Genomic DNA, 22,880 nt, shown 5'->3' with positions numbered 1-22,880 from the left:
ATTTTGTATTTAACCTAACCTAGCAAGAAGTCCCCTTGTTCTATAACTGGGGGATGAATTGGTATAAAATAGAGTATATAAGATACTTTTAGCATGCTAATCACCAAGGCTATCAAACTTCGGCTTTATTCTAGTCAAGAAAAACAGTATCAAATCAACCAAATTAGGGAAATTTGCCTTTGGTTATATAACTTCTTGGGAAAAGAGAGAATTAAGGCTTGAAAAGAGAATAAGACCATTATCACTTATTCTCAACAACAGAATATTTTACCTCAATTAAAAGAAACTTACCCCGACCTAAAACTGGTTCACTCCCAAACTCTCCAAGATGTCGTGAGGAGACTAGATTATAGTTGAAAAAAGTTCTATGTTGAAGTCAGAAAAGAGAAGGTTGGTTTACCTAGGAGAAAATGATTAGAGAAATATGAAAGTTTTTCTTATACTCAAAACCCAGCCTTTCAGTTAAAACGCAGTCAATTATGATTATCCAAACTAGGCTGAATGAATATCAGAAAGCACCGAGAACCAATAGGAGAAATAAAAACTTGCTCCTTGTTGGTTAAAAACCAAAAATATTACGCTGTTTTCTCTTGTGAAATTGAAGCCCAACCAAAAATAGAAGTTAGTTCAATACCAAAAGAAAGACAAATAGGAATTGATGTTGGAATAGGTAAAGATAACTTTTTTGCTCTTTCTAATAGAGAAAAACAAACCAATCCTCAATTCTATCGAACGGCTGAAAAAGAATTAGGAGAATTACAAAGAAAAGTCAGTAATAAAGAAAAAGGAAGTCAGCGGAGAGAAAAAGCAAAATTGGAATTAAGTAAGAAACATGAGAAAGTTAGCAATCAGAGAAAAGATTTTGTTTTCAAAGCAGTTAAGAAATTAAGAGATAATTATGATTTGCTAGCCGTAGAGAAATTAAGAACCAGAAAAATCATGGAAAGAAACCAAGAGCAAAATCCTTGGTATTCAGCCAAAAGTCTCCATGATGCTAGTTTGAGTTTCTTTTTGTTAGCCCTCTCCCACAGAGTGGAAGAAACTGGCGGGAGATTAGTAAAAGTCAATCCGGCTTATACTAGCCAGAGATGTAGTAATTGTCAACAATTAGCCAGTCGAAAGTTAGAATTAAGTGATAGGGTTTTTGTTTGTGCTTGGTGTCAGCGTCAAGAGGATAGAGATATCAATGCTGCTAAAAATATCTTATACCAAGCCCAAATAACGGAGTTGGGAACCAACTTCGTCAATCAGGGTAAAATCTGATAATTCTTTTTAGAAGCCCCCACTTCTATAAGTGGTGGGTAGTTCACTGAACCAAAAACCATTATATATGCTGATTAAGAAGAAAAAAATCCGTAATTTTTCAATTATCGCTCATATCGACCATGGCAAATCTACTTTGGCTGACCGTTTGCTCGAAAAGACTAATTTAAAAGGTAGCAATAAGTCTTTGGAAAGAGTACTCGACAGCCTTTCATTGGAGCAGGAAAAAGGGATTACTATTAAATTAAATGCAGTCCAACTATATTATCCACCAGAAAGCCCCGAACCTTATGTTTTTAACTTGATTGACACGCCGGGACATGTGGATTTTATGTATGAAGTATCTCGCTCGTTGGCGGCTTGCGAGGGAGTGATTTTATTAGTAGACGCTACCAAAGGCATTCAAGCCCAGACACTGGCTTATTATGAAATTGCGAAAAAACTTAATTTAAAAATTCTGCCAACAATTAATAAAATTGATTTGCCCCACGCTCAATTAGAAACTACTAAAAATCAACTTATTGAACTTCTGAACTGTCAAGAGAATGATATTTGTCTAATTTCGGCCAAAACGGGAAAAAATGTTGACTTGTTGCTAGAAAAAATTATTGCTGACATTCCGCCTCCACAGTAAAAATAAATTTCATATTGATAATAAAATTGCGATAACCCCAACTTTAAACTTACAAAAAAAGCGGAACGAGAATTAGAAAAAGAAAAAAAAATTGCGTTTTTTCAAAAACAAACTTATAAAATTATAATATAGAGTAAACTCTATATCTACTTATACGTAATCAATAATATATAAAGAACAACAAAACTATGACACACACCCACATCAACAAAAACAACATCCCAGTCTACGCAGAACAAAAACTAATCCAAACTGATTTAAAAAGTAAGGATATTTTAAAAACTAAAACTCCTATTCCAGACAATTTTCTTAAATTAGCCAGTAATGAACGCAATTATATGTGCTCCACCCAAGGCTGAAAAGAGCCGATTTGTGAAAGATTTGTTTTTACTTATGAGGAAGAATGGATTCAATTAGATATCCCCCACACTTTAATGAAAGAACTTGATTTACCCCTGGAAGAGAACATTCCCCATTCGGTTTATATTTCCCCCCAAATATTAGAAAGACAACCCATTTGTGGTGGTCTAACTATTGAGAACAAGAAAGAAATAATTATTGATAAGCCTTTTAGTAAAGACCAAGAAACCCAAACTGATTTAACCAGTCAACAAATATTAAACCAAATTAACCAATTACAACAAGAGGATAATTTAAACCAACAAACTATTATCAATCTCCAAGGAGAAATAGCGGAATTAGAGGAAAGATTAACCGAGGTGGAAAAAATGAAAAGGGTTTGAAAGGACAAATGATTAAAAGAAAAAGGAAGAAACAGTAATTTAACCAATGAACGAGATGATTATCAAACCAAATGAGATAATTCCATTGAGGAACTGGAATTGAAAGAACAAATAAGTCAGAGTTATTTACAACTAATCTCAGAACTCCGAAATGATTTAGAAAGTAAATTACTAATCATTAGTGGTTTAAACGAGGAAAAAAATACCAAACAGCGAGAATTAGAACAACAAAACGAGCAAATTGAGCAATTAACTACTGAAAAAAATGATTTAACAAGAAAAAATGAGGAACTTGAACAGGAAAAAGTTAAACTTAAGGAGGATTTAGACAGAGAATTAGGTTGGTGAAATAAATGGTTTAGAAGTCCACTAGCCCAAGAAGTAGCCATTACCTCGGTGGTGCAGGAATACTTTCAAAAACCTTTTGCTTCTTGAACTATTAAATATGGATTAACTATAAGAACGCAGGGAGAAAGAGACCAAGATTTACCAGGACAGCAATGAATTCCTCAGCGACAATATTTTTTGACGGAAAGTTTCTCTCCAACAGGTTATACCAATCCTGATGTTTTTGAACACGCAACATATTTAAGACTGGGGCGAGCCGCCATTTATGCTCTTTACAAATACTATAAAAACCAGAATCAATAATCATGAACCAAGAAAAACCAAATCTAACCCCAGAACAAAAAGAAAGAAATCAACAATATATCCTTGATAATTTGGATAACTATTGACCGGATTCTAAGGGTGATTTTGTTAATACTGATTCTGATACTTACGGAGAAGATTATTTTTGAATTGGTAAATACCAGGTTACGGATTACAAGGATATATTATGAGAAATGGCAAAAAAAATCACTGAAAGGGAAAAAGAGGATTGAGAATTAATTTTTTCTGAAACTGACGAACCTTTTCCAAAATATTTTAAAAACAAAAAAACGGGCCTAGAATTATCGACTAGTTGATTTGGAGAAGTTAGTAAATATTTAATTGGAGAACTTGGCTACCGGGGGTGGCACAATGGTAAGAGAAACGAGATAGGAGTGTTGATTTGGGACGATTATGATAGAGATAGGATTTTCATAAAACAGGGCTGGGAAAATAGAAAAAAAACCAAACCTAGTTCTCCCCACTCCCCACCCCCAACCAATCCCAAAGTAGAAACATCACAAGAAACAGAAAACCAAGAATCCAAAAAAACTAAAAAACAAGCCGAACAAGAAAGTCAAAATCAAAACCCCAACTCCACTCCCACTGACAACAACACCCCAGACCAACCCAATCAATCTCCTAATCAAGAACCCCAGGAACAACCAACCAATAACCGCCTCCCTTCTCCTGAAACTATCCAAGAAAACTACAATAACGACAAAGACAAATCCACCATTGAAAATAATCCTAATTCAACCACCCCAGAACAAAAAGAACAATCCGAAGCATTATTAAAATTAGTCATTGAAGCAGAATTCTTAATTAAGGATAAACAATTTAACTCTGAAACTTTATCTAAACTACTTAAAGAAAAAGAACAAAACACAGAAACTTATCAACTCTTAAAAGAAAGGATAGAACAGGCTATTAATGAATTATCTAGTTTGGAACAGAAACAAAATAATAATAATGAACCAACAACAGCAAATGAGCCTTATTCTATTAGTCCTATTCAAATCTTTGCTATTGTTGGAGTGATTGGGGTGGTAAGTGTGGTTAGTCTGGTAGTAATCAAAAAAATAAAAAAATTACGCAAGCCCTCGTCAAAAAACAAATAATTGCCAATATTCAGAAGGGTTTAGGTTTTGGGGGCGAATTTTCTCTTCATAACCTTTCTCTTGTAAGTATTTTTTTCATTCTTTTTCGTAATTTCTCGCTCAACTTAAAAGGTTATTTAGGAGGGTTTTGCGGCGGAAGCGAAAGCAATTTTTCAAAAAACGCAAAAAAGAAATTAATTGCTCTTTTGAAGTGTTGACGTTTTGATGAGGTTCAATCGATACCAACACCCCATCAACGGACGGGGCAGGAGTGAAAACAGCAGCCGGAATTTTTGCAACGATTTTCGTTTCTGTCAGATAATTAATAAAAACCGACAAAGCCGAATACTCGGAGGGATATTTGTTTGAACCGGATACTCATTTTTGTCCTACCTCTTTTTGGACTAAAAAGATTAAAGATTTAAATAACTGATAATCGAGTAACAAATTAATTATTAGAGAATTAGTAATGTAATACGGCAAATTGCCAACCACTATTAAGGAATTATTTTTAAATTGAGAACAAAACTCGGGTCAATTAATCTTTAAGGCATCCTGATGGTGATAGATAATTTTCTCGTTTTTGTTATTTTCTATTAACCACTGAAATAATTGAGAATCTTTTTCAATACCTATTACTTTTTGGCAGTCAGTTTTGGCTAACAGATTAGTTAAATTGCCATAACCACTGCCAATTTCGATTATTATTATTTTATCGTCGACAGGACAACAGGCAACTATTTTATGAAGATGATTTTTGTCAAACAGGAAATTTTGTCCGAGACTTTTTTTTGGTGCGTAAATTATTTCGCTTCTATATCGTTTATAGCGTTGGGGTATTCCTCTTTTAACCAATCTAAGTATTTTTCTATCTTTATTTTAGTCCCGCCTCCTTCTTTGCTTAAAACTTGAAAAAGGGTTCTTTCGCTGGCTAAATCCTGAAATTTTATGGAAACTGTTAATGTTCTTTTCATATTATTTTTATAGTCTTATAGTCTAGGTTCTAATTGCTAAAAATTTTCATCATTTTGATTATCCCGTTATTTATTATTTATCAGGTTGGACTTGTAGGGCTTCATTCATTAAGTTTTCTGCTTTGGTTTTATATTTTTGTCGTTCGTTAATAACATTTAGATAGAAAGGATTATCTTTAGCATCTATTTGAGTGTAGTTTTCTACTACTTTTCAATTCTCATTAATGTTGTCAATCCTCTTTTTTAATTTAGCGTCAATTTTTTTTAATTGTGCTTTTAATTCTTCAGCTTTTTCGGTAGCACAAATACAGGCCACCACTTTAAAGGCCATTTTCATACTTTCTCTATTTTCTAAGGTTAATTTTTCATCAACAATATCTTCATAGTCAAAATTGGTTCCATATGTTTTTTTCCAAACTTCATCACTTTTAAATCTTTTACCAATGAGACTGCTGGAGATTTCCATTGCTTGGAAAAACAGGGTCAATTCTTGGTTGATTTGTACTCGTTTTATTTCCAAAAGTTCCTGCTTGTAAGTCTCCAATTGGGAAACTTGGGTTTTTAATTTTTTTACTTCCTCATCTAATCCTTTATTTTTCTGTAATTCTTGGAGTTGAGTTTCTAAACTGGCTTTTTCGGTTTCTAATTGCGTATTCTCGTTAGTTAAATCAAGAATAGTACTATCACGATTAGCAATGGTGTCGTTTCTTTCTCCCAATTGAGTAGTTAAAGTAGTTATGGTATCATTTAAAGAAATTATTGTGTTATTAGTGGTTTCTAATTGGCTGTTAAGGTTGGTTTTATCAGTCTCCAAGTTTTTTATCTTATTATTGGCATTGGTTAAATCGATTTTTGCTGTGTCTAGGTCGGTTTCGGCTGTTGCTTTTTCTTGCTTTAACTCGGTCAATGCTTCGTTATAATCGTCGTAAATATAAGGTTGGGCTGTGTTTTTGTCCTCAATAAAATATTTAATCACATCACTCGGATATTTTTTTGTTTTTTCCTTACTTATTTCTACCAATGATTTAAGTATGGCTTCCCACCCTCCTATATTGTTAACTACTTTTTTTAAGTTTTCTAGGTTATAAGTTTTGTTTTCTCAAATATTTATTGCTTCTTTAATTAAAGAGATTTTGAAATCGGATAAATTATTAGGTTTTATTAAAAATTGTTCGTAATCTTTTACTCATTGAAAATTATTAAAAAAGGATGCTTGATAAAGTATGGGTGTTTTATCGGCTAACTCTTGCCTTACTTTTTTCAATTCTGCTTTTGTTGCCATATTTTAATTATTTTTATGTCTTTTAATATTATATTAATTTGTGTATATTTGATGTTCGCTTATTGTAATCATTATTATTCTAATTACTTAATAATTTATTACTCTTACTTTATATATTTATATATATAACCTTAATTCCTTGTTATAGGAATTTTAATTCTATATATATTGCATTTTAGGGTTTTATTTTTAGTTTATCAGTTTCACCAAAAACTTTCTGATCTATTTTCCCACTTCTTGGATAGCCTGTAATTGAGGATGCTCCTCTTGATATTTTTTATATGCCTCTTCTAATTGCTTATTTTTTTCTTTTAGATTTTTAATAGCAGCATTTAATCCGGTGATAAATTTGTCTTTATCTCCCATTTTTTTTTCTTGATTACTGATAATTTTATCTCGTTGGGAAATAGTATCCTGTTGGGATTTTACTCGTGCTTCAAAATCGCTTTTATCTCTTTTTAGATTACCATTTTCCTCGTTTAGTCCTTTAATTTCTTCTTGTAATTGTTCAAACTGTTCGGAGGTCGGTCTCTGGGATAATTGCTGGTTTTGATCTTCCAATTCCTTTCGTTTTTCTAGCCACTGTTTCAAATCCTTTCATTTAACAACCGCATCCATGCTTTCTAGTGATTCAATTGTAGATTGCAAAGATTCAAAGGCTTTTTGGCTAGTAGTTTGGCCATAGTCATCCTTGGCGAATACTCCGGCAGGCAATTCTTTTATTTTATATTTCTTTCAGTCTTTATCTACCTTTATATAATTTCAATATCAACTAGGTATATCTTTGAGCGGAAGCCGAATTTCATCAACTTCTCTTTCTTTCGATTCTGGTTTGGGTAGTTGTTGAACTTGACCTGAACTTTGTTGCGGTTGTTGGTCTTGATTTGGTTTTTCCTCTGAACTAGGCTTTGCTGGCTTTGTTTCTACCACTGTTGGTTCTGGTTTGATTGTGTTTACCGATTGCTCCGGTTTTACTGTTTCCGCTGGATTTGGAACTACTTTTGCCGGTTCTGGTTTTACTTCTGGTGTCGGAACATAGTGATATGGATCCAAATTGTTCCTCTCAAAAGGAAGTTGATTATAATATCTCAGAGAATCCGGCAAATATCCCATATCTTTATAAGAAGTTCTTTTTTTCTCTTCGCCTAATCATAAGTGGGTCAATTTCTTGCATTTGCTTAATCCTTTAACCGACATATTAGGATTGATGGGGTTGTCTATAAGTTTTAACCACATTAAATTAGGAAAATTATCCCCCAAATAATCGCAATTGAGATCAGTTATATTATTGTGGTCAAATATAAGGTAAGTTATATTATCTTTTTTGTGTATACTTTGGATAGTTTTTAAATAACGCTCATTGTCTAAATGTGCTCCATTCAAAGTCAATCTACCTAATTCAGTATATTCCTTAAGGTCAGCTGCTCCTTCAGCCGTAGTAGAGCCAACATTGATGTGAGTTACCTTTTTATTCTTAAATAAACCTTCTATGTATGATTGTAGAGTTTTAGTCATATTTCTATTTAATTTTCTTATATGTTGTATTCGTATTAAAACTGTTTATTTTTATAGAATTTATTATCAACGGATTTTTCAATTTATAAACTTTTGAATTTAATTCTACTTTTTAGGTGTAATCAAACTCTTTTGAGTTAATTAACTTACTTTACTCTATATATATAAAATCCTAATTCCTTATTTATAGGAATTGTATCTTCTATATATGTTTCATTTTAGGAATTTATTTTATTTGATATAGTTGCTTTTCTTTTTTTGTTTGTTAACTAACTTTGACAGGGTGGTTTTTTTTTATTGATACAGATAGAGTTTAAAATGTTCTTATACTTTCACAAACCAAAGAATTAATTTTTCCTCTTTTTACTCCTATTTTCAAAGTAAATAATAACTCACTATGAATTACCAGATTTTCTTTATTTTTTTGATAAAAATTGGAACTTATATTTAATTGAAAAGCATTTCTGATATCTTGTAATGAAAGGATATAATTACTCTCACTTTTTTTTTCCAGACCGCAAATAATCGCATATATATTGAGGGAGGTCTCTTTGTTATCGTATTCTTCAATTTTCTGTAAAACCGCAGACAGAGAGTAAATTTTATAATCTTGGGTGGCTAGTTCTTTTGGCCTACGACAACTTTCGTTTGGGTCTCCGACAACTACTCCGTTTGGTCCTTTAGAAACTTCATTTCAACGAGAGAAATAACTAACATACAATCCCAAACTTTCAAACTCTCTTTGATTAATTAAGGCTTTATTGACGATCGATTTTTCGGTTGCCAAATGTAAAAAAGGCAAACTATTATTAACCACAACCAGTCTCTTTCGGATCGAAAGATAACGAAAAATTGCGGCTTGATTACTTAATAAATTATCAATCTCCAATCCTAAACTGTTAAATAAGCCACTTTTTACTCATATTTCAAAAACTCCAGCTTCAACTTTTTCTCAATAATTTAGGGTCCGGGCAATTAAATCTTCCCAATTCTTGTAAATTCCTCCTTTTTTTCTCTCCGTAATTAGGGCTTGGAAAAACTCAGGTTGATATCCTTTTAAATTACTAAATCCCATTAATAATTCACTGTCCTTTTTAATTCATTCTAATTCTGAGTGGTTAATGTCAGGTCCTTTAATTTGAAATCCGCAAAAGAACGCCTCTTGTAAGTAGAATAATTCTTTTTCTTTTCTTTTATTAAGGAAATAGGTAATTAACTTGGGGAGAAAATTGGCTTTTAAATAAGCAATATAATAAGTTAAATAACTGTAAGCGACAGCGTGAGCCTTATTGAAAGTGTAGCCCAATGAGGAATTGATTTGTTGATAAATTAATTTGCTTTCAGTCAAAGTCATTTTCCTTTGGGCTTGGGTGAGAAAGTCTTTCGGCAGTCCTTTTTCTGGTAATTCTCGCCTTTTTACTTCGGCTTCGGCGAACGAGCAGTCATAAACCAGAACCAAAATTTGGCTAATTTGTTCTTCAAAGATGATATGACCGTAAGTCTCAGTTAATATTTCCCTAATTGCTGGGGAAGTGAAACCAATTTTAGCGTTATTGTTTTTGTTTTGGGATAATTCTTCAGCCTTTTTTCTGGTGCCGGGTCGGTTGAGAGAAAGAAAGATTACAAGATCGGCAAAACTTTGCGGACGAAATCTATTAAAAAGAGTCCGGGCAGAGGGGGTGTCTAGTTGAAAAATCCCAGTTAAGAGAAAATTTTTCAGATTGTCCCAAGTTTTTTGATCTGTCAAACTTATTTTTTGGTAGTCTGGCAAAGAGGTTGACAAAATTGACCTAGCCTCTCGAATAAAACCAAGCGTCTCTCGTAAACTTAAAAAGTCATATTTTTTGAGTCCCAATTCGGCTAATTTGTTTTCTTCAAAGAGAGTCAGCAAATAATCTTTTTCGGCTTTCAAAGGGACTAATCCTACCAACGAACCGGTGCTAATGACAACTCCGGCTGGGTGGATACCAGTATCATAATATAGGTTTTGGATTTTTTCAGCCAATTTGAAAAGAGCAGGATAAGCGGTCTGTCATTTTTGTAATTTCAATTTACTGAAATCGGGGTTTTCACCAGTCAAAGAAGTAATTTCCTTTAATTTAATCTCGTCTATTCGGTATAACTTGGCTATTTCCCGCAAAGCGACTTTCCAACCGGTTTTTTTGCGAGTAATAATGCGGGCTACCTGTTTTTTTGAATATTTTTTTTGTAAGTAATTAAAAACTTCGTCTTGATTTTCTACATCTAAATCGATATCCGGCAAGGATTTTCTTTTTTCATTGAGAAAGCGAGCAAAAAATAATTTATGTTCCAAGGGGTCAATTTGAGTTATCCCTAATAAATAGGCAACCAAAGAAGCCACGGCACTGCCGCGTCCAGGTCCCACAATAATATTTTCAGCCCTTAAATGCTGGGCGACATCACTGAAAATTAAAAAGTAATCAGCATAATTGAGTTGAGCGATAACCTTCAATTCTTCTGTCAGAGTTTGTTGATATTGAGTCTCTTTTTCTTTTTTGAGAGCAATTAATTTTTGCCAACATTTACTTTTGAGGAGGAGAAGCGCACTTTCTTTCTTGGCTTCGCTCAATTTTTCGCTCCGGAAAGAGGGATTGAGTTTAATTTTGGTGAGAAAAGTTTGTCATTGAATAAGCAGTAATTGATAAAAAGTTGAGTCGTCCGTGCAACGAGAAAAATAGTCGGCCGTATTTAAGTAAGGAGTAAATTCGCCGCTGGTGTCATTCAGAAAAAAATAGCGCTGGAAATTAGTCTTTTTTCATAATCCTAACAATTTAACTTCTTCAGGAGATAGGCATTTCACGGCAAAGAAAGGAAGTAGACGGGAAATAATCTGGGACGGAATAGATTGGGAGGGGGACAGGAGAAAAAAATTAAACCCGAGAAAAATATTTTCGTAGTTGACCTCTTTTTGGGGCGAGCGGGTGAGAATTCATTGAGCGGCTAGGTACTTTATTTCCTCTATTTTTTGGGCCTCTAAAACAATCAGACAATTTTTGCTAAAAGTGGAAAGGATGTAAACGGGAGAAAAACTTCGGTCAGGTGGGGAATCCGGAGCAAATAATTTTTGGATAACTTCCTTGTAGCCCTTATTATTTTGGGGGTAAAGCGTGGCAGAAAATTTTTTGCCGGCCGGTTTTTCTTGGAGAAATATTTTCACTCCCCAAATAGGTTTGATTTTTTTCGCTTTGCATAAGTTAAAAAATTCCGTAATCTCGTAAGGATAATAATCAGCAATCGCTAAATAATTTAGTTTATTATTACTGGCTCAATCAACCAGTTGGGGAATAGTCAAAAACGAGAAAGAGAGATTAGAATTAGTTTGAGTGTTGAGGTGCGGAAGCAGAATTTTTTCCATACTTAAATTTTTTGAAAATTACCTTATAATTTTTGATAGAAATTGTTGTTCTCCTCTCTCGAGATTTTGAAGTCTTCTTATGTCTTTAAGTACAAAGTTAGTTAATTGAAACATCAGAACTTAAACTTTTCGCTCTACTTCTGAAAATTGTTAAAAATAACTTTGGGTCTTAATTTTCTCAGCAAATAACCTTGTTTATCGAAGAATACGCCTTCGACCGACAACAATTTGCGTTTGGTTGCTACTTTTTCTCCTTCTCCTCATTCACCGCAATATCCTCCAATAAAAAAATTAGTCGCAATTACTCGGTGACAAGGAACTTCGTCCGGAGAAAAGGGATTAACTTTCAGCACCTGACCTACTTCGCGAGGAGAAATCCGAAGAAAATCCGCGATATATTTGTAAGTTGAAATTTGACCCTTAGGTATTTGAGAACAACAATTATAAACGCGAGAGGAAAAATTTCTTGTTTTTGGCATTATATTAACTCATTATTCTTTTTTTACTCTGTTAATTTTCAATTCAAAAATATTTATTTAGACTGTCCCCCAAATCTTTTCTGCAATTCTTCCATCTGTTTTCGCAATTGAGGGTCATTCATTACCCCCATAATTCCTTCTTTTTCCATTTTTTTTTGTAGGGTCTGGGCTTTTTTGGTGTGAACGAGAAACGCTTTCATGCTTTTGAAACCTAATGCCTTTCTTATCTGGTTAGTAAAATATCAAGACATTAGAAACGATCCAATTGCTATGCCAACTATTATCGCTACTGGGATTATTGCAAAAAGTCATTTAGAATTCATATACTCTAATTTTAAAAGAATTTTGTCTTTGTTGGTTAGCGTATTTTACTACTTGGCTTATTAAGAAATTTATTATTCTTTTCGCCTAATAACCCGCATTTTGGCACTCCGAGACCGGTGATTTTCCTGGACTTCTTGAGGTGCAGGAGTTAAAGGTTTTTTAGTAATAATTTGGAAGTTGAGTCCAGAATGTTTTCGAAATATTTGCTTGACAATTCGGTCTTCTAGAGAATGATAACTGATGACAATAATCCGGCCGTCAATGGCTAGATACTTAAGGGCAACTTCTAGGGCTTGGCTTAGGTTTTCTAACTCACTATTGACGAATATTCGTAGGGCTTGAAATACTTTGCGAGCGGGATGTTTATTACTTTTGTGGGAAAAACAGGAAGCGACTATTCCCACCAATTGCTGAGAGTTAACAATTTTTTCTTTTTTTCGTCAGTAACAAATTTTGCGGGCAATCGGACGGGCTTTTTTTTCTTCTCCATAATGATAAAAAATATCGGCTAATTTGGCTTCTGGGTAGTTATTGATGATATCGGTGGCTGATAGTTTGGTTGTCTGGCTTATCCGCATATCCAACGGCGAATCTGACCGATAACTAAATCCTCTTTCTGTAACTGTTAACTGGTCTGAAGAAAGCCCTAAATCAAATAAAAAACCATCTACTTCTTGGATACCCATCTTTTTTAAATGTTCTTCAAGATTAGCAAAATTGTCATTAATGAGACAAAAGCAAGGAGCGAAGAAAATTTTATCTTTTTGGGTCAGATCGCTAAACTCCTTATCTCATTCGAAAGCAATTAGCCTTCCTTTTTCCAGGTTTTTCAATATTGCTTGTGAATGACCGCCCTGACCGAAAGTTCCATCAACATAAATCCCTCCTTTTTTTAAGTTGAGATGGTCTAAAACCTCTTTCAACATTACTGGAACGTGAATTACGCCATCTGCCGCAGTCATTAATTACTTTTTTTTAATCTAATTGCTGTCAACCGGACACTTTTAATATAAAAATGCTCAAAAAACTACTCCTTTTCCCAATTTAGTAGCAGTAAAATTAATTTATATGAATGAAAAAGGTTCAAAAGATTCAGCAAAACAAAGTAAAACTAAATCCCCAACCGACAAAAAAGAAAAGGGTGTGGAATCCTCCCCGTCCCCAGAGCCAAAAAAAACTGCTTCCGGAGAAGATAAAAACCAAGAATTAAAAAAATTGACCGCTGAAATTGCCAATTTAGAAAACGAAAAATTACTATTGGCGGCCGAATTGAAAAATGAGCGTCAAAGTTGACAACGCCAAATGGAGCAAATATACAAATACAGTAACAAAAAATTACTTAGTTGAGTATTAAATTTTCTGGTTGATTTAGAGGAAAAGGCTCTGTCCGCTATGCGGGCTGACCCCCAAGGACCAGTTAAAAACCATTTACTTGGAATTGAAATGTTGCGGAATATCTTGTGAAGGAATTTAGAAAACGAAGGAATTACCGAAATAAAAATTGCGGTCGGTCAGGATAAATGAAGCAGTCGTCTTTATGAATTAGTGGAAGAGGTAGAAAACGATAATTTGCCGGCAGGAACAGTTGTCAAAGTAGCAGCCAAAGGTTATCTGTTGGCTGACCAAGTACTTCGACCAGCAAGGGTAATAATCAGTAAAAAATCAGACCACAACAAAGACAGCGACCGAACACTAAAAACAAAAAAAGAAAAGTAGACACAATACTTTATCGGAGAATTAAAAATAGACCTGATGTTTTGTCATAGGCCAAAAATAGATAGAAATATTTTCGTGTAGACAACGATATGAAAAAAAATATTAATATCGGTCACTGATGTTACGTAAATTTTGATTTTGGCTGAAAAAAGTTTATAAGAATATAAGGAGGGTTTTTTCTCCTTCGGCAGCCACTCCGAATGTAACCGACGTGCAAACTTCTATCGAAATAATTAATGACAAAATAAAGTTAATTAAAGGGACTAATAAGAATAAAATTAATGTGGTTGCTTACCAAAAATATTTCAATTTTTTGGAAAAATTGGGTTTGCGAGAAGATTTTTGGGTTATTACTGCTTATGATGAGTTAATGCTGGACGTTACTCTCATTCGTCCCCTGTTGATAAATAAAAATAATAACAAAGTAATTATTTTTTGTCATGGCTTAACCAATAATCGTTGGTCGCTCTTTTATACGATGCACTTGGCCCTTCAACGTGGTTATCAAGTAGTCTCTTATGACGTCCGTAATCACGGACTTTCGGGTAAATCTGCTACTACTTTGGGCCAAATTGAGGCCTGCGATTTACAAGATATTATTACTTGGGTAAAAGAAAAATATCGGCCAGAAAAAATTGGTCTCTATGGTTTTTCAATGGGGGCGGCTACCTTAATTTTTTGAACCAGTTATTTTGCGGGAGCGGCCAATTCAGAAGTGGCTTTTGCCATTTGTGAGGCTCCTTTTGACCAGTTTTCTACTCAATTAGAAAGGGCATTGGGAAGCGGAATAAATTACTATTGAAAACATTTTTTTCTGAAAAAATTAGTCAAAGAAACTCTTCATTCTTCACAGGAGAAGTTGGAGAGAATTAATCCCTACTTAGTTTTGCCCCAAAATTTACCCATCAAATTATTACTATTACACGGCTTACAGGATGCGGTAATCGGCTGACAAGCCTCTTTTAGACTTCATTATCAATTGAGTAAAAATAAATTAAATAAAAACAAAATTAACCTCTATTTGTGCAGATATGCAGATCATGGCGAATTTCCTTTTTTGGGTGATTATATTCCTGATAGTTTGCGGTGAAAAAAAAGAAAAAAACATTCAAAATATACTTTTACGGGTCTTTTTTGTAATTATTTAGAAAAGAATTTGTAAAACATTAAGTAATATGTCTAGAAAGACCAAAGGAAAGATTGAGGCTTTTTTTATCGTTCTCTTTTTATTGGTTATTTTTTTGTCTTCGCTTCTTATTGATATCTGATTAGCCGAAACTTCATTAGGAAAATTTTTAGGAATTAATTTGGGACGTTTTTCTGTTGTGGTTTCTCTCTGGTTTTTCACTCTCTTATATTTTTTTGTTCGTTTTATCATTCGGCAAATTATAAAGAAAAGAAAACGTGGGCGAGAATAGTCTCTTTTCGAACCATTTTTACAATAATCACTGTAAAATTAATAAATATCAATATTATGTCAAAAAATAATTTCAAATGTAATCAATGTGGGGAAAAATGCGATTACTTGGATTTCCCTATCAGAGGTTTAAATAATGCTAAATTATGCCATGATTGCGGAAAAGATACTTGTTTCGACTGCGGCAAAAAAGAAACTCCATTTCGCTGAATTGAGGAGGGTAAGGACTGCCGTGGAAATAAAATAATGACAAAAGTAATGGGAGAAATGTTTAGTCAAAGAGAAAAGGAGGATAATAATTTAGAGAAAAGTTGAAATGTTTACTATTGCGACGAACATAAAAATAAAGGGCAAGAAAAACCGAACAAATGAACCGAGGAGGACAATAAAGTATGATATGAAAAAAGACAAAAGGAGGAGCGGGAGAGAATAGCCAAGGAAAAACAAGAAATAGAAGAAAAATTAAACAGTCAAAAAAATCTTTTTCGTTGCGAAGGAAGAAGCGATGAAAATAAGGAAGGGGTAAAATATGCTAGTTTTTTAGGTATGGAAAATGGGCAAAAATATTATCTAATGGTACCTGTTGACCATCCAATAACTAAACAAAATGACCCTGCAATAAAAAAAATTTTAAATAATATTTTTTGAAGTGAAAGTGAAGATTTTTTTGTATTAGATGGAGTAGAAAATATTCCAATTGAGGAAAGTCCGTTGGGTTATTGAAAATATTGAGAACCCACTTTTCACAAAATCGTCGGATTAGATGATAAAATTACTATTGCTGAATATAAGGAAGAAAGGCCGGAAAAAGAGCCGGGTGAAACTCTTCCCGTTTCTAATTCTCAATCTCCCGAACTAAATAATAAGGTTTTATGAATAGTTGTTGGCGGAATAAGTGGAGCACTAATAATTGCGTTTCTGGTTGGACTATGGTTAAGTAAAAAACGAAAGAAATAATTCTGGGTTATCCTTTTGTCGTAGACAAAAATCCAATTGTGTTAAGGTCAAAAAAATTAAACATTTAACAACAAAAGGATTTGTATAAAAGAGTTATTTATGCGACTAAAAATATTTATTCATGGAAACTCAATATAAAACGGGGTGTTCGTTTTGTCCTCCTCGCAGTGAATTTGCAATTGTCGGAGAAAACGACCGGGCGGTTGCAATTGTTTGTCTTACTGCTAAAAGTTGAGGGCATTCTTTAATCATTCCCAAGGACCATAGTTCTAACCTTTTCTCCGCTGGAATGAACGAAACCATTTGAAAAGAAGGAATAATTCCACTAATGCGGGACTTTATTAATAAATTAAAGAAAAACCCGCAGGTGATAGGCTTTTTTATCAATTCTAACGCTGGAGGCGCAGCGGAACAAACCGTTTTCCACACTCATATTCATATTGTTCCTGTATACCTAAAAGACAAAGACAAATGAATTGCTTTTTTTAATGGCAGCACTAGTGAGGATTCCAAACTTTTTCCTGGCCCCTGAGAAAATCTTTATCCGGACATGATGGTTCACATTGATGCTTGTCTTGGAAAGACTTTAAAAAAGGATGGAGAAGGCGTGATAGAAAGTTTTAATCTGGTTGCCCGAATAGGAGACGGAGAACTTGGCAGCGGAGAACACTTTTGGGTTATACCGAAACCTAGCAGTTATCATTGAATGGGCGGAAGCAATTCTAAACATTATAATTTTCAACAACGAGAAAAAATTGCTGAAAAAATAAACAAAGGGCAATGAGAGGAAGAAAATGCAGAAGAACCAAATATTCCGAAGAAAGATAAACCCACCGAGGAACCAATTATTACAAATTGCGAAATTAACTTTTGTTTTTAAAATATGAAATAGCATTTATTTCTATTCCATTTTTATAAGCATCAGAAGTTTTTATAAATCATCTGTAAAAAGGTATATTAAACTGATTAATTGCTTCTCCTTTGGAGTTATAATTCTGACAATGCCTAAAATATTCGGTTAAATCTTTCTCATTAAGTATATTTATAATTTTGGCAATAACCAACTTCAACTTTTCATAAGTTCTAGGTTTATTCTTTTCTACTTCATGCCTAATCAAGTTAAAACAATACTCAACTGGGTTCATTTCTGGTGTGTAGGGTGGTAAATAAAGTGGCTCGATGTTTTTACTTTCTAGCAATTCCTCAATAGTAGTAAGTCCTAATTTAATACATGACCCCTTTGCTTTATGAACTGAAAAATTATCCATTATCAAATAATATTTCTCATTAGTAGGAAGTTTAAGATTGGTAAGAAAACTATGAAAGTTTTCGGTTTTCATCCCTCTTTCAATTAACTCTCAATGGATAACTCCCTTACCTGCTACATTCTGAATACAAAGGATTAAAGTGTGGTTATTTCCTGGATAACCTGGCTTGGTGTATCTTGCCCGAGAACTCTTATGGGAATAACCATACCTTGGAGTTTCGTTTAAATGGAAACCACATTCATCGATAGCAATAATTCTAGTTTGAGGTAAGCCAAGAATTAGTTTTTTAAACTTGCTAATTTTTTGTAAATGGCTTAATTGCTCTGAATAATGATTAGTTAATTTCTTGCGAGTAAAATTAAGTTTTTTTAATGTTCTGAATACGGAATGCTTACTTATTTTCTCACCCGCCTTTTTAGAAATATAATCTGCCATTTGTTGTTGGGTCATACTTTTTTTCTTTTTCAGACTTCAAAGGAAGAAAGTGAAATCAGTAAAAAGTTTACCGCATATTTTGGATTTACGACCTCTGGTTTCTTTTTTAGGTTTATCATCTCTCTTTCTCCAACTCCTAACTGTCATTTCACTTACTCCATAAACATCAGCGATAGTTTTATATGTATAGCCCTTTTGCTTTAACTCTTTTAAACGCTGTGGTGTAGGGGGTTTTAATCTTTTGAACTTTTCTTTCCTCATAAATAAGCAATTATCCCTATTGCTATAACTAGAATAATCCCTCCTCCGATTAGTCAAGGAGTTCAGTTGGTTTTCTTGGGGTCTCCGCCTCCTCCGCTTTGCTGTTGGTTCTCTAACTCTGCTAACTCTCGCTTTTTATCCTGTAAATCTTTCTCTTGTTGGGGTGTCCTACCAACAATAGCCTCTAACTTGGCAATCTTTCTCCGTAATTTCTCAATTTTTTTGTCTCTCTCTCTCTCTCTCTCTCTCTGTTAGGGTCATCATTTCCTTTGCCAGTTTTTTTGTTAAACTCGGCTTCTAAATCCTCGACGAACTTTCTGCCTTCTTGGTATTTGATACTATTTTTATCTGATATTCCAGCCAATTCACCTCTAAATCATTCAATAAAACCTTTTCAAGTAGTCTCCTCCTCTTTCATTAGATTATTCTCGTTCTTTAACTGTTCTGATATTTTTTCGTAAGAATTATCCTTAATGGTAATGCTGGCTCGGAGATTAAAAACTCTCTTGTTTTTGTTCTCATCGCTCACTTGTCCGCTTGGTGATTTGTATAACAAATCTTTACTATCCACAAAAGATATTTCATAACAATAACCCTTTTCAAAATGTCTATTGTTAACCCTAATATTGACATCGATTTTCTCTTGCTTTTCTAACTCAGGATGTTCGTAAGGAATAAGTATCTTATACTTAGGTTCTCCATTATCTGTTTCTTGGGAGATGAACCTGCGACAGTTTATCGATAATCCTTGTCTGTAATCTCCAATATAAACATTTTCAGTTCCATCCTCTTTGGCTGTAATTTTAATAATTTCTGTCATAGTAATTTGCTTTTCTTGGTAGAGGACTTAATTGGTCTCATTGTAAGACACACGGATACATCATTTTATAAATGTCGTGGATAAATCTATCATAGGTAAATCCACCTTTTCTAACTTTAATATCGCAATTAGGACAATATCTATACTTTTCCTCTTTAATGGGAAATTTTGGTTTTCCAATTCAAATCATAATTTTCTTATAATATAATTTATTTTAATAGTCAACCACTAGCCAACCATTAACTAACGAGCGAGGATGAAAAAGAATATGATATTTATCCTAAATATCATTATGTGCCAAATAAACTCTAAATAAGGCTCTTTTTTTGGAATCCTGAACTGCTTGCCAGTAGGTAAATTTATCGGAATAAATTTTTCTTAAACAAGGGCTGCACTTATAAACTTGTAGGTCTTCCTTTCTCCCCGTTCAGTAGCCTCATAGGTTCTTTTGACTATAAGCTAATCGTGAGATAACGAACTTAACAAAAAATTTTTCTCCACAGTCAGAGCATTTAACTTTTTTTGGTTCTGGGAAATTTGATTTACTTACTGATTTTATTTTTTTATTCTTTATTTTCATAAGATTTTAAAAAGTATAATTTATTTCGCAATTTGTAATAATAACAATGAGAACCGAGAACCAAATCGAAATGACGGCAACAATGACAACCCCGAACCAGGAAAAGACAAAAACGAGCCACCAACTAATAGCCAAGATTCGCCCATTTCTGACGATAGTAGCCAAAACCAGCCCACGGAAAATGGTAACCCCCAAACTCCTAATGACCAAAACGAGGATAAAAATAATAATTCTGATGGAAATTCACCCTCTCCCCCCAACAAAATCCTTGTTTTTGTCAAGCAATACTTTCAAAAAAATAGTATTAAATTAGTAGAATTGGATGGAGAAAATTGAATAATTACTTATGAGGATAAAGGAGCAAAAAAAACCATTCTGGTGGCTTCTGTCCCAGAATTACAAGACTTAAAAAATTATTTAAAATCCCAAGGACTAAAATCCATTAGTTCAGCGGAATTAGGTATCGCTAATGAAAAAAAGCAAACTGATGATAAAAAAAGCGAAAATCCTCCCCTGCTAATTGTCTTTTCTGTAATGGGTATTTTATTAATAATAGTGGCAACCTTAATAATTAGAAGAAGAAAACGGAAAAGACAACTGCGTCGAGGCGAACAAATTAAATAACCTAAAAATATTAAATATAGATAGAGTATTAGCTCAGTTGGGAGAGCATCTGCCTTACAAGCAGAGGGTCGCTGGTTCGAGCCCGGCATACTCTACCAGTTAGACAATAATGTGAAAAACAATTGCTAGATTTATTAGTGAGCCGGTTTATCATGAAGTTCAATTTATGAAATTCTACAAGGCTACTTTGGAAAACAAAGATGGTAATTTTACTTGTTCTTTTGGTGAAAAATATTTGAAAAATTATTCCCGAGAAAAGAAAATTTGCTTTTTGAAATGTAAAAAAACCAATTTTGGTTTTTCCTGTCAAGAGATAGAATTTTTAAATAATAGTGAAGAGATTACTTCTTGAGTAGAAACGGCTGGCAAGGAAAATAAAGAAAAAGCAATTCAGAACAAAGAGATATTAAAAAAAGAACTAACCGAAAAGGCTAAAATAATCATCAGTTTGCTGGAAAAGGAGACTAAAAATAATTGAACCTTTCGCATTGATTCTCAACCCTTTTCTATTTATTTAGAAAATTCAGAAAATCCCCATTTAAGGTTTTTAATCAGCAATTTCGCTAAAAATCAAGTAATTTTGGATAATAACCCCGCTCTCAACCACTTAAAAAATGTTTATGCTGACTTAACCAAAATTGATATATATCATTTGTTTAAGGATATCCAAGAAAGAATTAAAATTGTTGAAAAATAGACATAAATATTTTAGAATAGACAATGATATGAAAAATAAATAGAATATTTTAAGAATGAAATAATCACAGATTATTCATTTCAATAGACACGGATAAGAAAAATTAATCTAATTAACCGGCTGATTTAGCTCAATTGGCAGAGCAACCGCCTTGTAAGCGGTAGGTTGTAGGTTCAACTCCTACAATCAGCACCATTATACGGCTTTTGATATAAAGATGCGTTAATATGAATTACGCAACAATACGCACAAAAAAAAGACAAAAATACGCTATTTGGATTGGGAAGATTTAAGGCAAGAGGGAGGATGGCAGAGTGGCCCATCGCACCTGACTGTAGATCAGTAAAACCGGGGGTTCAAATCCCTCTCCTCCCACCATTGTAATTATAAAATTATTAATATGCGAATAAAAAAATGAGAAAAAATCTATTGAAGTATAATTCTTCTTTTAGCACTTCTAATAACAATTGCAGCATTTACAGACAAACTTTCCGTAAAATGGAATGGCAAAGAAGTAAATTGAAGTAACACCAAGAAATTTTTAATTGTTGTTCCGAGTTTGCTCGGAATTTCTTTGATAATTTGACTAATTGTTAGGTTTTTTGGTAGCGGAGAAAAAGAATAACTAATGATAACCCCTCAAAATTGGAAAATATTAACCAAAAAACAGGCTGAATTAGACCAACTTATCGTTCAAAAAAGCCCCGTTGATTTAAAATGAGTTTCGCATTTCAACGCCGCGAGATTAAAATTAGCCCTTTTAGTAGAAGTAGGCGAATTTGCTAATGAAATAAAATCTTTTAAGGCTTGACGCAAAAAACCGGAAATTAATTGGGACAAAGCTCGAGAGGAATTAATTGATTGTTTGGGCTATTTTTTGGGCTTAACTGGTATTTATAAAATAAGTATGTCGCCTGCTCTCATTGACAAAAATAAAGGGAAAGACCCTTCATTTAACGAAATGCTGTTAGACTTTTTTGCTAAAACAAATAACTTGTATATCGAGGAAAATGAGCAGTTTTACAACTTTGGGGATAGCGAAATCCCAGAAAATAAAAAAAATACTTATTATGACTGATTGCGGATTTTTAATCACATAAGCGAAAAATTACAAATTGACGAACAAAAATTATTAGATATTTATTTAGCCAAAAATGAAATTAACTTACAAAGGGCCCGGGCTAAATAATTTTGGGACGTAGCCAACCGGTAAGGCAAGGGACTTTGACTCCCTGATAGTTGGTTCAATTCCAGCCGTCCCAGCCATAGTAAAAAAAATATATGAATAATAATAAATTAATTTTTTGAGTAGTAATCAGTAATATAATCAGTTTGTCCGTAATATCTCTACATTTGCTTAACAAACATCATGAATGATTTCCCAGTTGATTATTTTGTATCAGAAGTGTACTTGGTGTTCTCATTATTAACATTATTCTCTTGATTGTTTGGATTTTTGGCTATGAATTAAAATAGTCCGGTTAACTCAGTGGTAGAGTGTCTCCCTTTTAAGGAGAAAGTCGGAGGTTCGAGCCCTCCACCGGACACCAGAAGCGGGGGTAGCCCAACTGGTAGAGGCGCCAGACTTAGGATCTGTAGGTTGAGGGTTCGACTCCCTCCTCCCGCACCAATTATCAAAATCTACCCCAAAAAATTTAATACATTAATCAAAAATAATAGAATAAATATGAATTACGACACACACACACACACACAGTAGAGAGAGAGAGAGAGAGAGAGAGAGAGAGCGAAAATAATAAATTA

25 protein-coding genes and 6 tRNA genes are annotated in these 22,880 nt (G+C 33.5%); 19 read left to right on the top strand and 12 right to left on the bottom strand.

Translation table 4 applies throughout. The annotated features are described in order from the left end of the window. Positions 1-93 precede the first annotated feature (93 nt). From DHMRE_RS00690 to DHMRE_RS00675, 4 genes are all read left to right on the top strand, one after another. Entirely contained in the window at positions 94-1,266 is a 1,173-nt protein-coding gene (locus tag DHMRE_RS00690) for a transposase (RefSeq protein ID WP_322632479.1), read from the top strand. 64 nt (positions 1,267-1,330) lie between these two features. Next, positions 1,331-1,897, top strand: coding sequence for a GTP-binding protein (locus DHMRE_RS00685; RefSeq protein WP_322632478.1), 567 nt, complete (start codon positions 1,331-1,333; stop codon positions 1,895-1,897). 188 nt (positions 1,898-2,085) lie between these two features. Further along, entirely contained in the window at positions 2,086-3,291 is a 1,206-nt protein-coding gene (locus tag DHMRE_RS00680; RefSeq protein WP_322632477.1) for a hypothetical protein, read from the top strand. Between the two features lie 2 nt (positions 3,292-3,293). Further along, positions 3,294-4,412 carry a hypothetical protein gene (locus DHMRE_RS00675; protein WP_322632476.1) on the top strand — a complete coding sequence of 373 codons (1,119 nt, stop codon included), beginning with the start codon at positions 3,294-3,296 and terminating at the stop codon, positions 4,410-4,412. Here DHMRE_RS00675 and rsmA read toward each other — a convergent pair. From rsmA to rsmH, 8 genes are all read right to left on the bottom strand, one after another. Then, positions 4,383-5,246, bottom strand: coding sequence for a 16S rRNA (adenine(1518)-N(6)/adenine(1519)-N(6))-dimethyltransferase RsmA (rsmA, locus tag DHMRE_RS00670; RefSeq protein ID WP_322632475.1), 864 nt, complete (start codon positions 5,244-5,246; stop codon positions 4,383-4,385). The genes DHMRE_RS00675 and rsmA overlap by 30 nt on opposite strands. Continuing rightward, positions 5,195-5,365 carry a hypothetical protein gene (locus DHMRE_RS00665; protein ID WP_322632474.1) on the bottom strand — a complete coding sequence of 57 codons (171 nt, stop codon included), beginning with the start codon at positions 5,363-5,365 and terminating at the stop codon, positions 5,195-5,197. Before DHMRE_RS00665 ends, rsmA begins: the two co-directional genes overlap by 52 nt. A 73-nt stretch (positions 5,366-5,438) precedes the next feature. After that, positions 5,439-6,647, bottom strand: a complete 1,209-nt coding sequence (locus tag DHMRE_RS00660) for a hypothetical protein (protein ID WP_322632473.1) — start codon at positions 6,645-6,647, stop codon at positions 5,439-5,441. Between the two features lie 222 nt (positions 6,648-6,869). Continuing rightward, on the bottom strand, positions 6,870-8,162 hold the full coding sequence (locus DHMRE_RS00655) for a hypothetical protein (protein ID WP_322632472.1): 1,293 nt from the start codon (positions 8,160-8,162) through the stop codon (positions 6,870-6,872). 313 nt (positions 8,163-8,475) lie between these two features. Further along, positions 8,476-11,538 carry a PHP domain-containing protein gene (locus DHMRE_RS00650; RefSeq protein ID WP_322632471.1) on the bottom strand — a complete coding sequence of 1,021 codons (3,063 nt, stop codon included), beginning with the start codon at positions 11,536-11,538 and terminating at the stop codon, positions 8,476-8,478. Positions 11,539-11,672: 134 nt separating this feature from the next. Continuing rightward, positions 11,673-12,017 carry an MGMT family protein gene (locus DHMRE_RS00645; RefSeq protein WP_322632470.1) on the bottom strand — a complete coding sequence of 115 codons (345 nt, stop codon included), beginning with the start codon at positions 12,015-12,017 and terminating at the stop codon, positions 11,673-11,675. A gap of 53 nt (positions 12,018-12,070) precedes the next feature. Further along, positions 12,071-12,340 carry a hypothetical protein gene (locus DHMRE_RS00640; RefSeq protein WP_322632469.1) on the bottom strand — a complete coding sequence of 90 codons (270 nt, stop codon included), beginning with the start codon at positions 12,338-12,340 and terminating at the stop codon, positions 12,071-12,073. A gap of 72 nt (positions 12,341-12,412) precedes the next feature. After that, positions 12,413-13,303, bottom strand: a complete 891-nt coding sequence (rsmH, locus tag DHMRE_RS00635) for a 16S rRNA (cytosine(1402)-N(4))-methyltransferase RsmH (protein WP_322632468.1) — start codon at positions 13,301-13,303, stop codon at positions 12,413-12,415. A 106-nt stretch (positions 13,304-13,409) separates the two neighbouring features. On the opposite strand from rsmH, the gene DHMRE_RS00630 reads away from it, so the two are divergent. Both DHMRE_RS00630 and DHMRE_RS00625 read left to right on the top strand, forming a co-directional pair. Then, positions 13,410-14,057: a nucleotide exchange factor GrpE gene (locus DHMRE_RS00630; protein ID WP_322632467.1), complete on the top strand. Its 648-nt coding sequence runs from the start codon at positions 13,410-13,412 to the stop codon at positions 14,055-14,057. 118 nt (positions 14,058-14,175) lie between these two features. Next, positions 14,176-15,219, top strand: coding sequence for an alpha/beta hydrolase family protein (locus DHMRE_RS00625; RefSeq protein WP_322632466.1), 1,044 nt, complete (start codon positions 14,176-14,178; stop codon positions 15,217-15,219). On the opposite strand, the gene DHMRE_RS00620 is transcribed toward DHMRE_RS00625, so the two are convergent. After that, complete coding sequence (locus DHMRE_RS00620; protein WP_322632465.1) at positions 15,202-15,435, bottom strand: hypothetical protein; 234 nt, start codon at positions 15,433-15,435, stop codon at positions 15,202-15,204. The genes DHMRE_RS00625 and DHMRE_RS00620 overlap by 18 nt on opposite strands. A 96-nt stretch (positions 15,436-15,531) precedes the next feature. Between DHMRE_RS00620 and DHMRE_RS00615 the strand changes: the two genes are divergently transcribed. Together DHMRE_RS00615 and DHMRE_RS00610 are read left to right on the top strand one after the other, a co-directional pair. After that, a complete protein-coding gene (locus tag DHMRE_RS00615; RefSeq protein ID WP_322632464.1) occupies positions 15,532-16,431 on the top strand; it encodes a hypothetical protein in 900 nt (299 codons plus the stop codon). A 121-nt stretch (positions 16,432-16,552) separates the two neighbouring features. Beyond that, positions 16,553-17,311: an HIT family protein gene (locus DHMRE_RS00610; RefSeq protein ID WP_322632463.1), complete on the top strand. Its 759-nt coding sequence runs from the start codon at positions 16,553-16,555 to the stop codon at positions 17,309-17,311. Here DHMRE_RS00610 and DHMRE_RS00605 read toward each other — a convergent pair. From DHMRE_RS00605 to DHMRE_RS00595, 3 genes are all read right to left on the bottom strand, one after another. Further along, positions 17,295-18,395: an IS630 family transposase gene (locus DHMRE_RS00605; protein ID WP_322632462.1), complete on the bottom strand. Its 1,101-nt coding sequence runs from the start codon at positions 18,393-18,395 to the stop codon at positions 17,295-17,297. The two genes, DHMRE_RS00610 and DHMRE_RS00605, sit on opposite strands and share 17 nt — an antisense overlap. Before the next feature lie 184 nt (positions 18,396-18,579). Beyond that, on the bottom strand, positions 18,580-19,215 hold the full coding sequence (locus tag DHMRE_RS00600; protein WP_322632461.1) for a hypothetical protein: 636 nt from the start codon (positions 19,213-19,215) through the stop codon (positions 18,580-18,582). Further along, positions 19,199-19,405: a hypothetical protein gene (locus DHMRE_RS00595; RefSeq protein WP_322632460.1), complete on the bottom strand. Its 207-nt coding sequence runs from the start codon at positions 19,403-19,405 to the stop codon at positions 19,199-19,201. The genes DHMRE_RS00600 and DHMRE_RS00595 overlap by 17 nt, the downstream gene beginning before the upstream one ends. A 708-nt stretch (positions 19,406-20,113) precedes the next feature. Here DHMRE_RS00595 and DHMRE_RS00590 point away from each other — a divergent pair. The 11 genes from DHMRE_RS00590 (at position 20,114) to DHMRE_RS00540 (ending at position 22,746) form a co-directional block, all read left to right on the top strand. Beyond that, positions 20,114-20,419, top strand: a complete 306-nt coding sequence (locus DHMRE_RS00590; RefSeq protein ID WP_322632459.1) for an LPXTG cell wall anchor domain-containing protein — start codon at positions 20,114-20,116, stop codon at positions 20,417-20,419. Positions 20,420-20,441: 22 nt separating this feature from the next. Continuing rightward, positions 20,442-20,517 (top strand) — tRNA-Val (locus tag DHMRE_RS00585). Between the two features lie 11 nt (positions 20,518-20,528). Next, positions 20,529-21,116: a hypothetical protein gene (locus tag DHMRE_RS00580; protein WP_322632458.1), complete on the top strand. Its 588-nt coding sequence runs from the start codon at positions 20,529-20,531 to the stop codon at positions 21,114-21,116. A gap of 119 nt (positions 21,117-21,235) precedes the next feature. Next, positions 21,236-21,311, top strand: a tRNA-Thr gene (locus DHMRE_RS00575). Positions 21,312-21,416: 105 nt separating this feature from the next. Then, positions 21,417-21,494 (top strand) — tRNA-Tyr (locus DHMRE_RS00570). 22 nt (positions 21,495-21,516) lie between these two features. Then, on the top strand, positions 21,517-21,741 hold the full coding sequence (locus DHMRE_RS00565) for a hypothetical protein (protein WP_322632457.1): 225 nt from the start codon (positions 21,517-21,519) through the stop codon (positions 21,739-21,741). Positions 21,742-21,744: 3 nt separating this feature from the next. Beyond that, positions 21,745-22,305, top strand: a complete 561-nt coding sequence (locus DHMRE_RS00560) for a dUTP diphosphatase (RefSeq protein ID WP_322632456.1) — start codon at positions 21,745-21,747, stop codon at positions 22,303-22,305. 3 nt (positions 22,306-22,308) lie between these two features. After that, positions 22,309-22,382 (top strand) — tRNA-Gln (locus DHMRE_RS00555). Positions 22,383-22,397: 15 nt separating this feature from the next. Continuing rightward, a complete protein-coding gene (locus DHMRE_RS00550; protein WP_322632455.1) occupies positions 22,398-22,592 on the top strand; it encodes a hypothetical protein in 195 nt (64 codons plus the stop codon). Next, positions 22,592-22,666, top strand: a tRNA-Lys gene (locus DHMRE_RS00545). Before DHMRE_RS00550 ends, DHMRE_RS00545 begins: the two co-directional genes overlap by 1 nt. A 3-nt stretch (positions 22,667-22,669) precedes the next feature. Continuing rightward, positions 22,670-22,746, top strand: a tRNA-Leu gene (locus DHMRE_RS00540). The last annotated feature ends 134 nt before the right edge of the window (positions 22,747-22,880 follow it).

The sequence above is a fragment of the endosymbiont DhMRE of Dentiscutata heterogama genome (assembly GCF_002888635.2).
Taxonomy (GTDB): domain Bacteria; phylum Bacillota_I; class Bacilli_A; order Mycoplasmatales; family CGIF01; genus CGIF01.
This window is presented reverse-complemented; position numbering and strand designations above follow the sequence as displayed.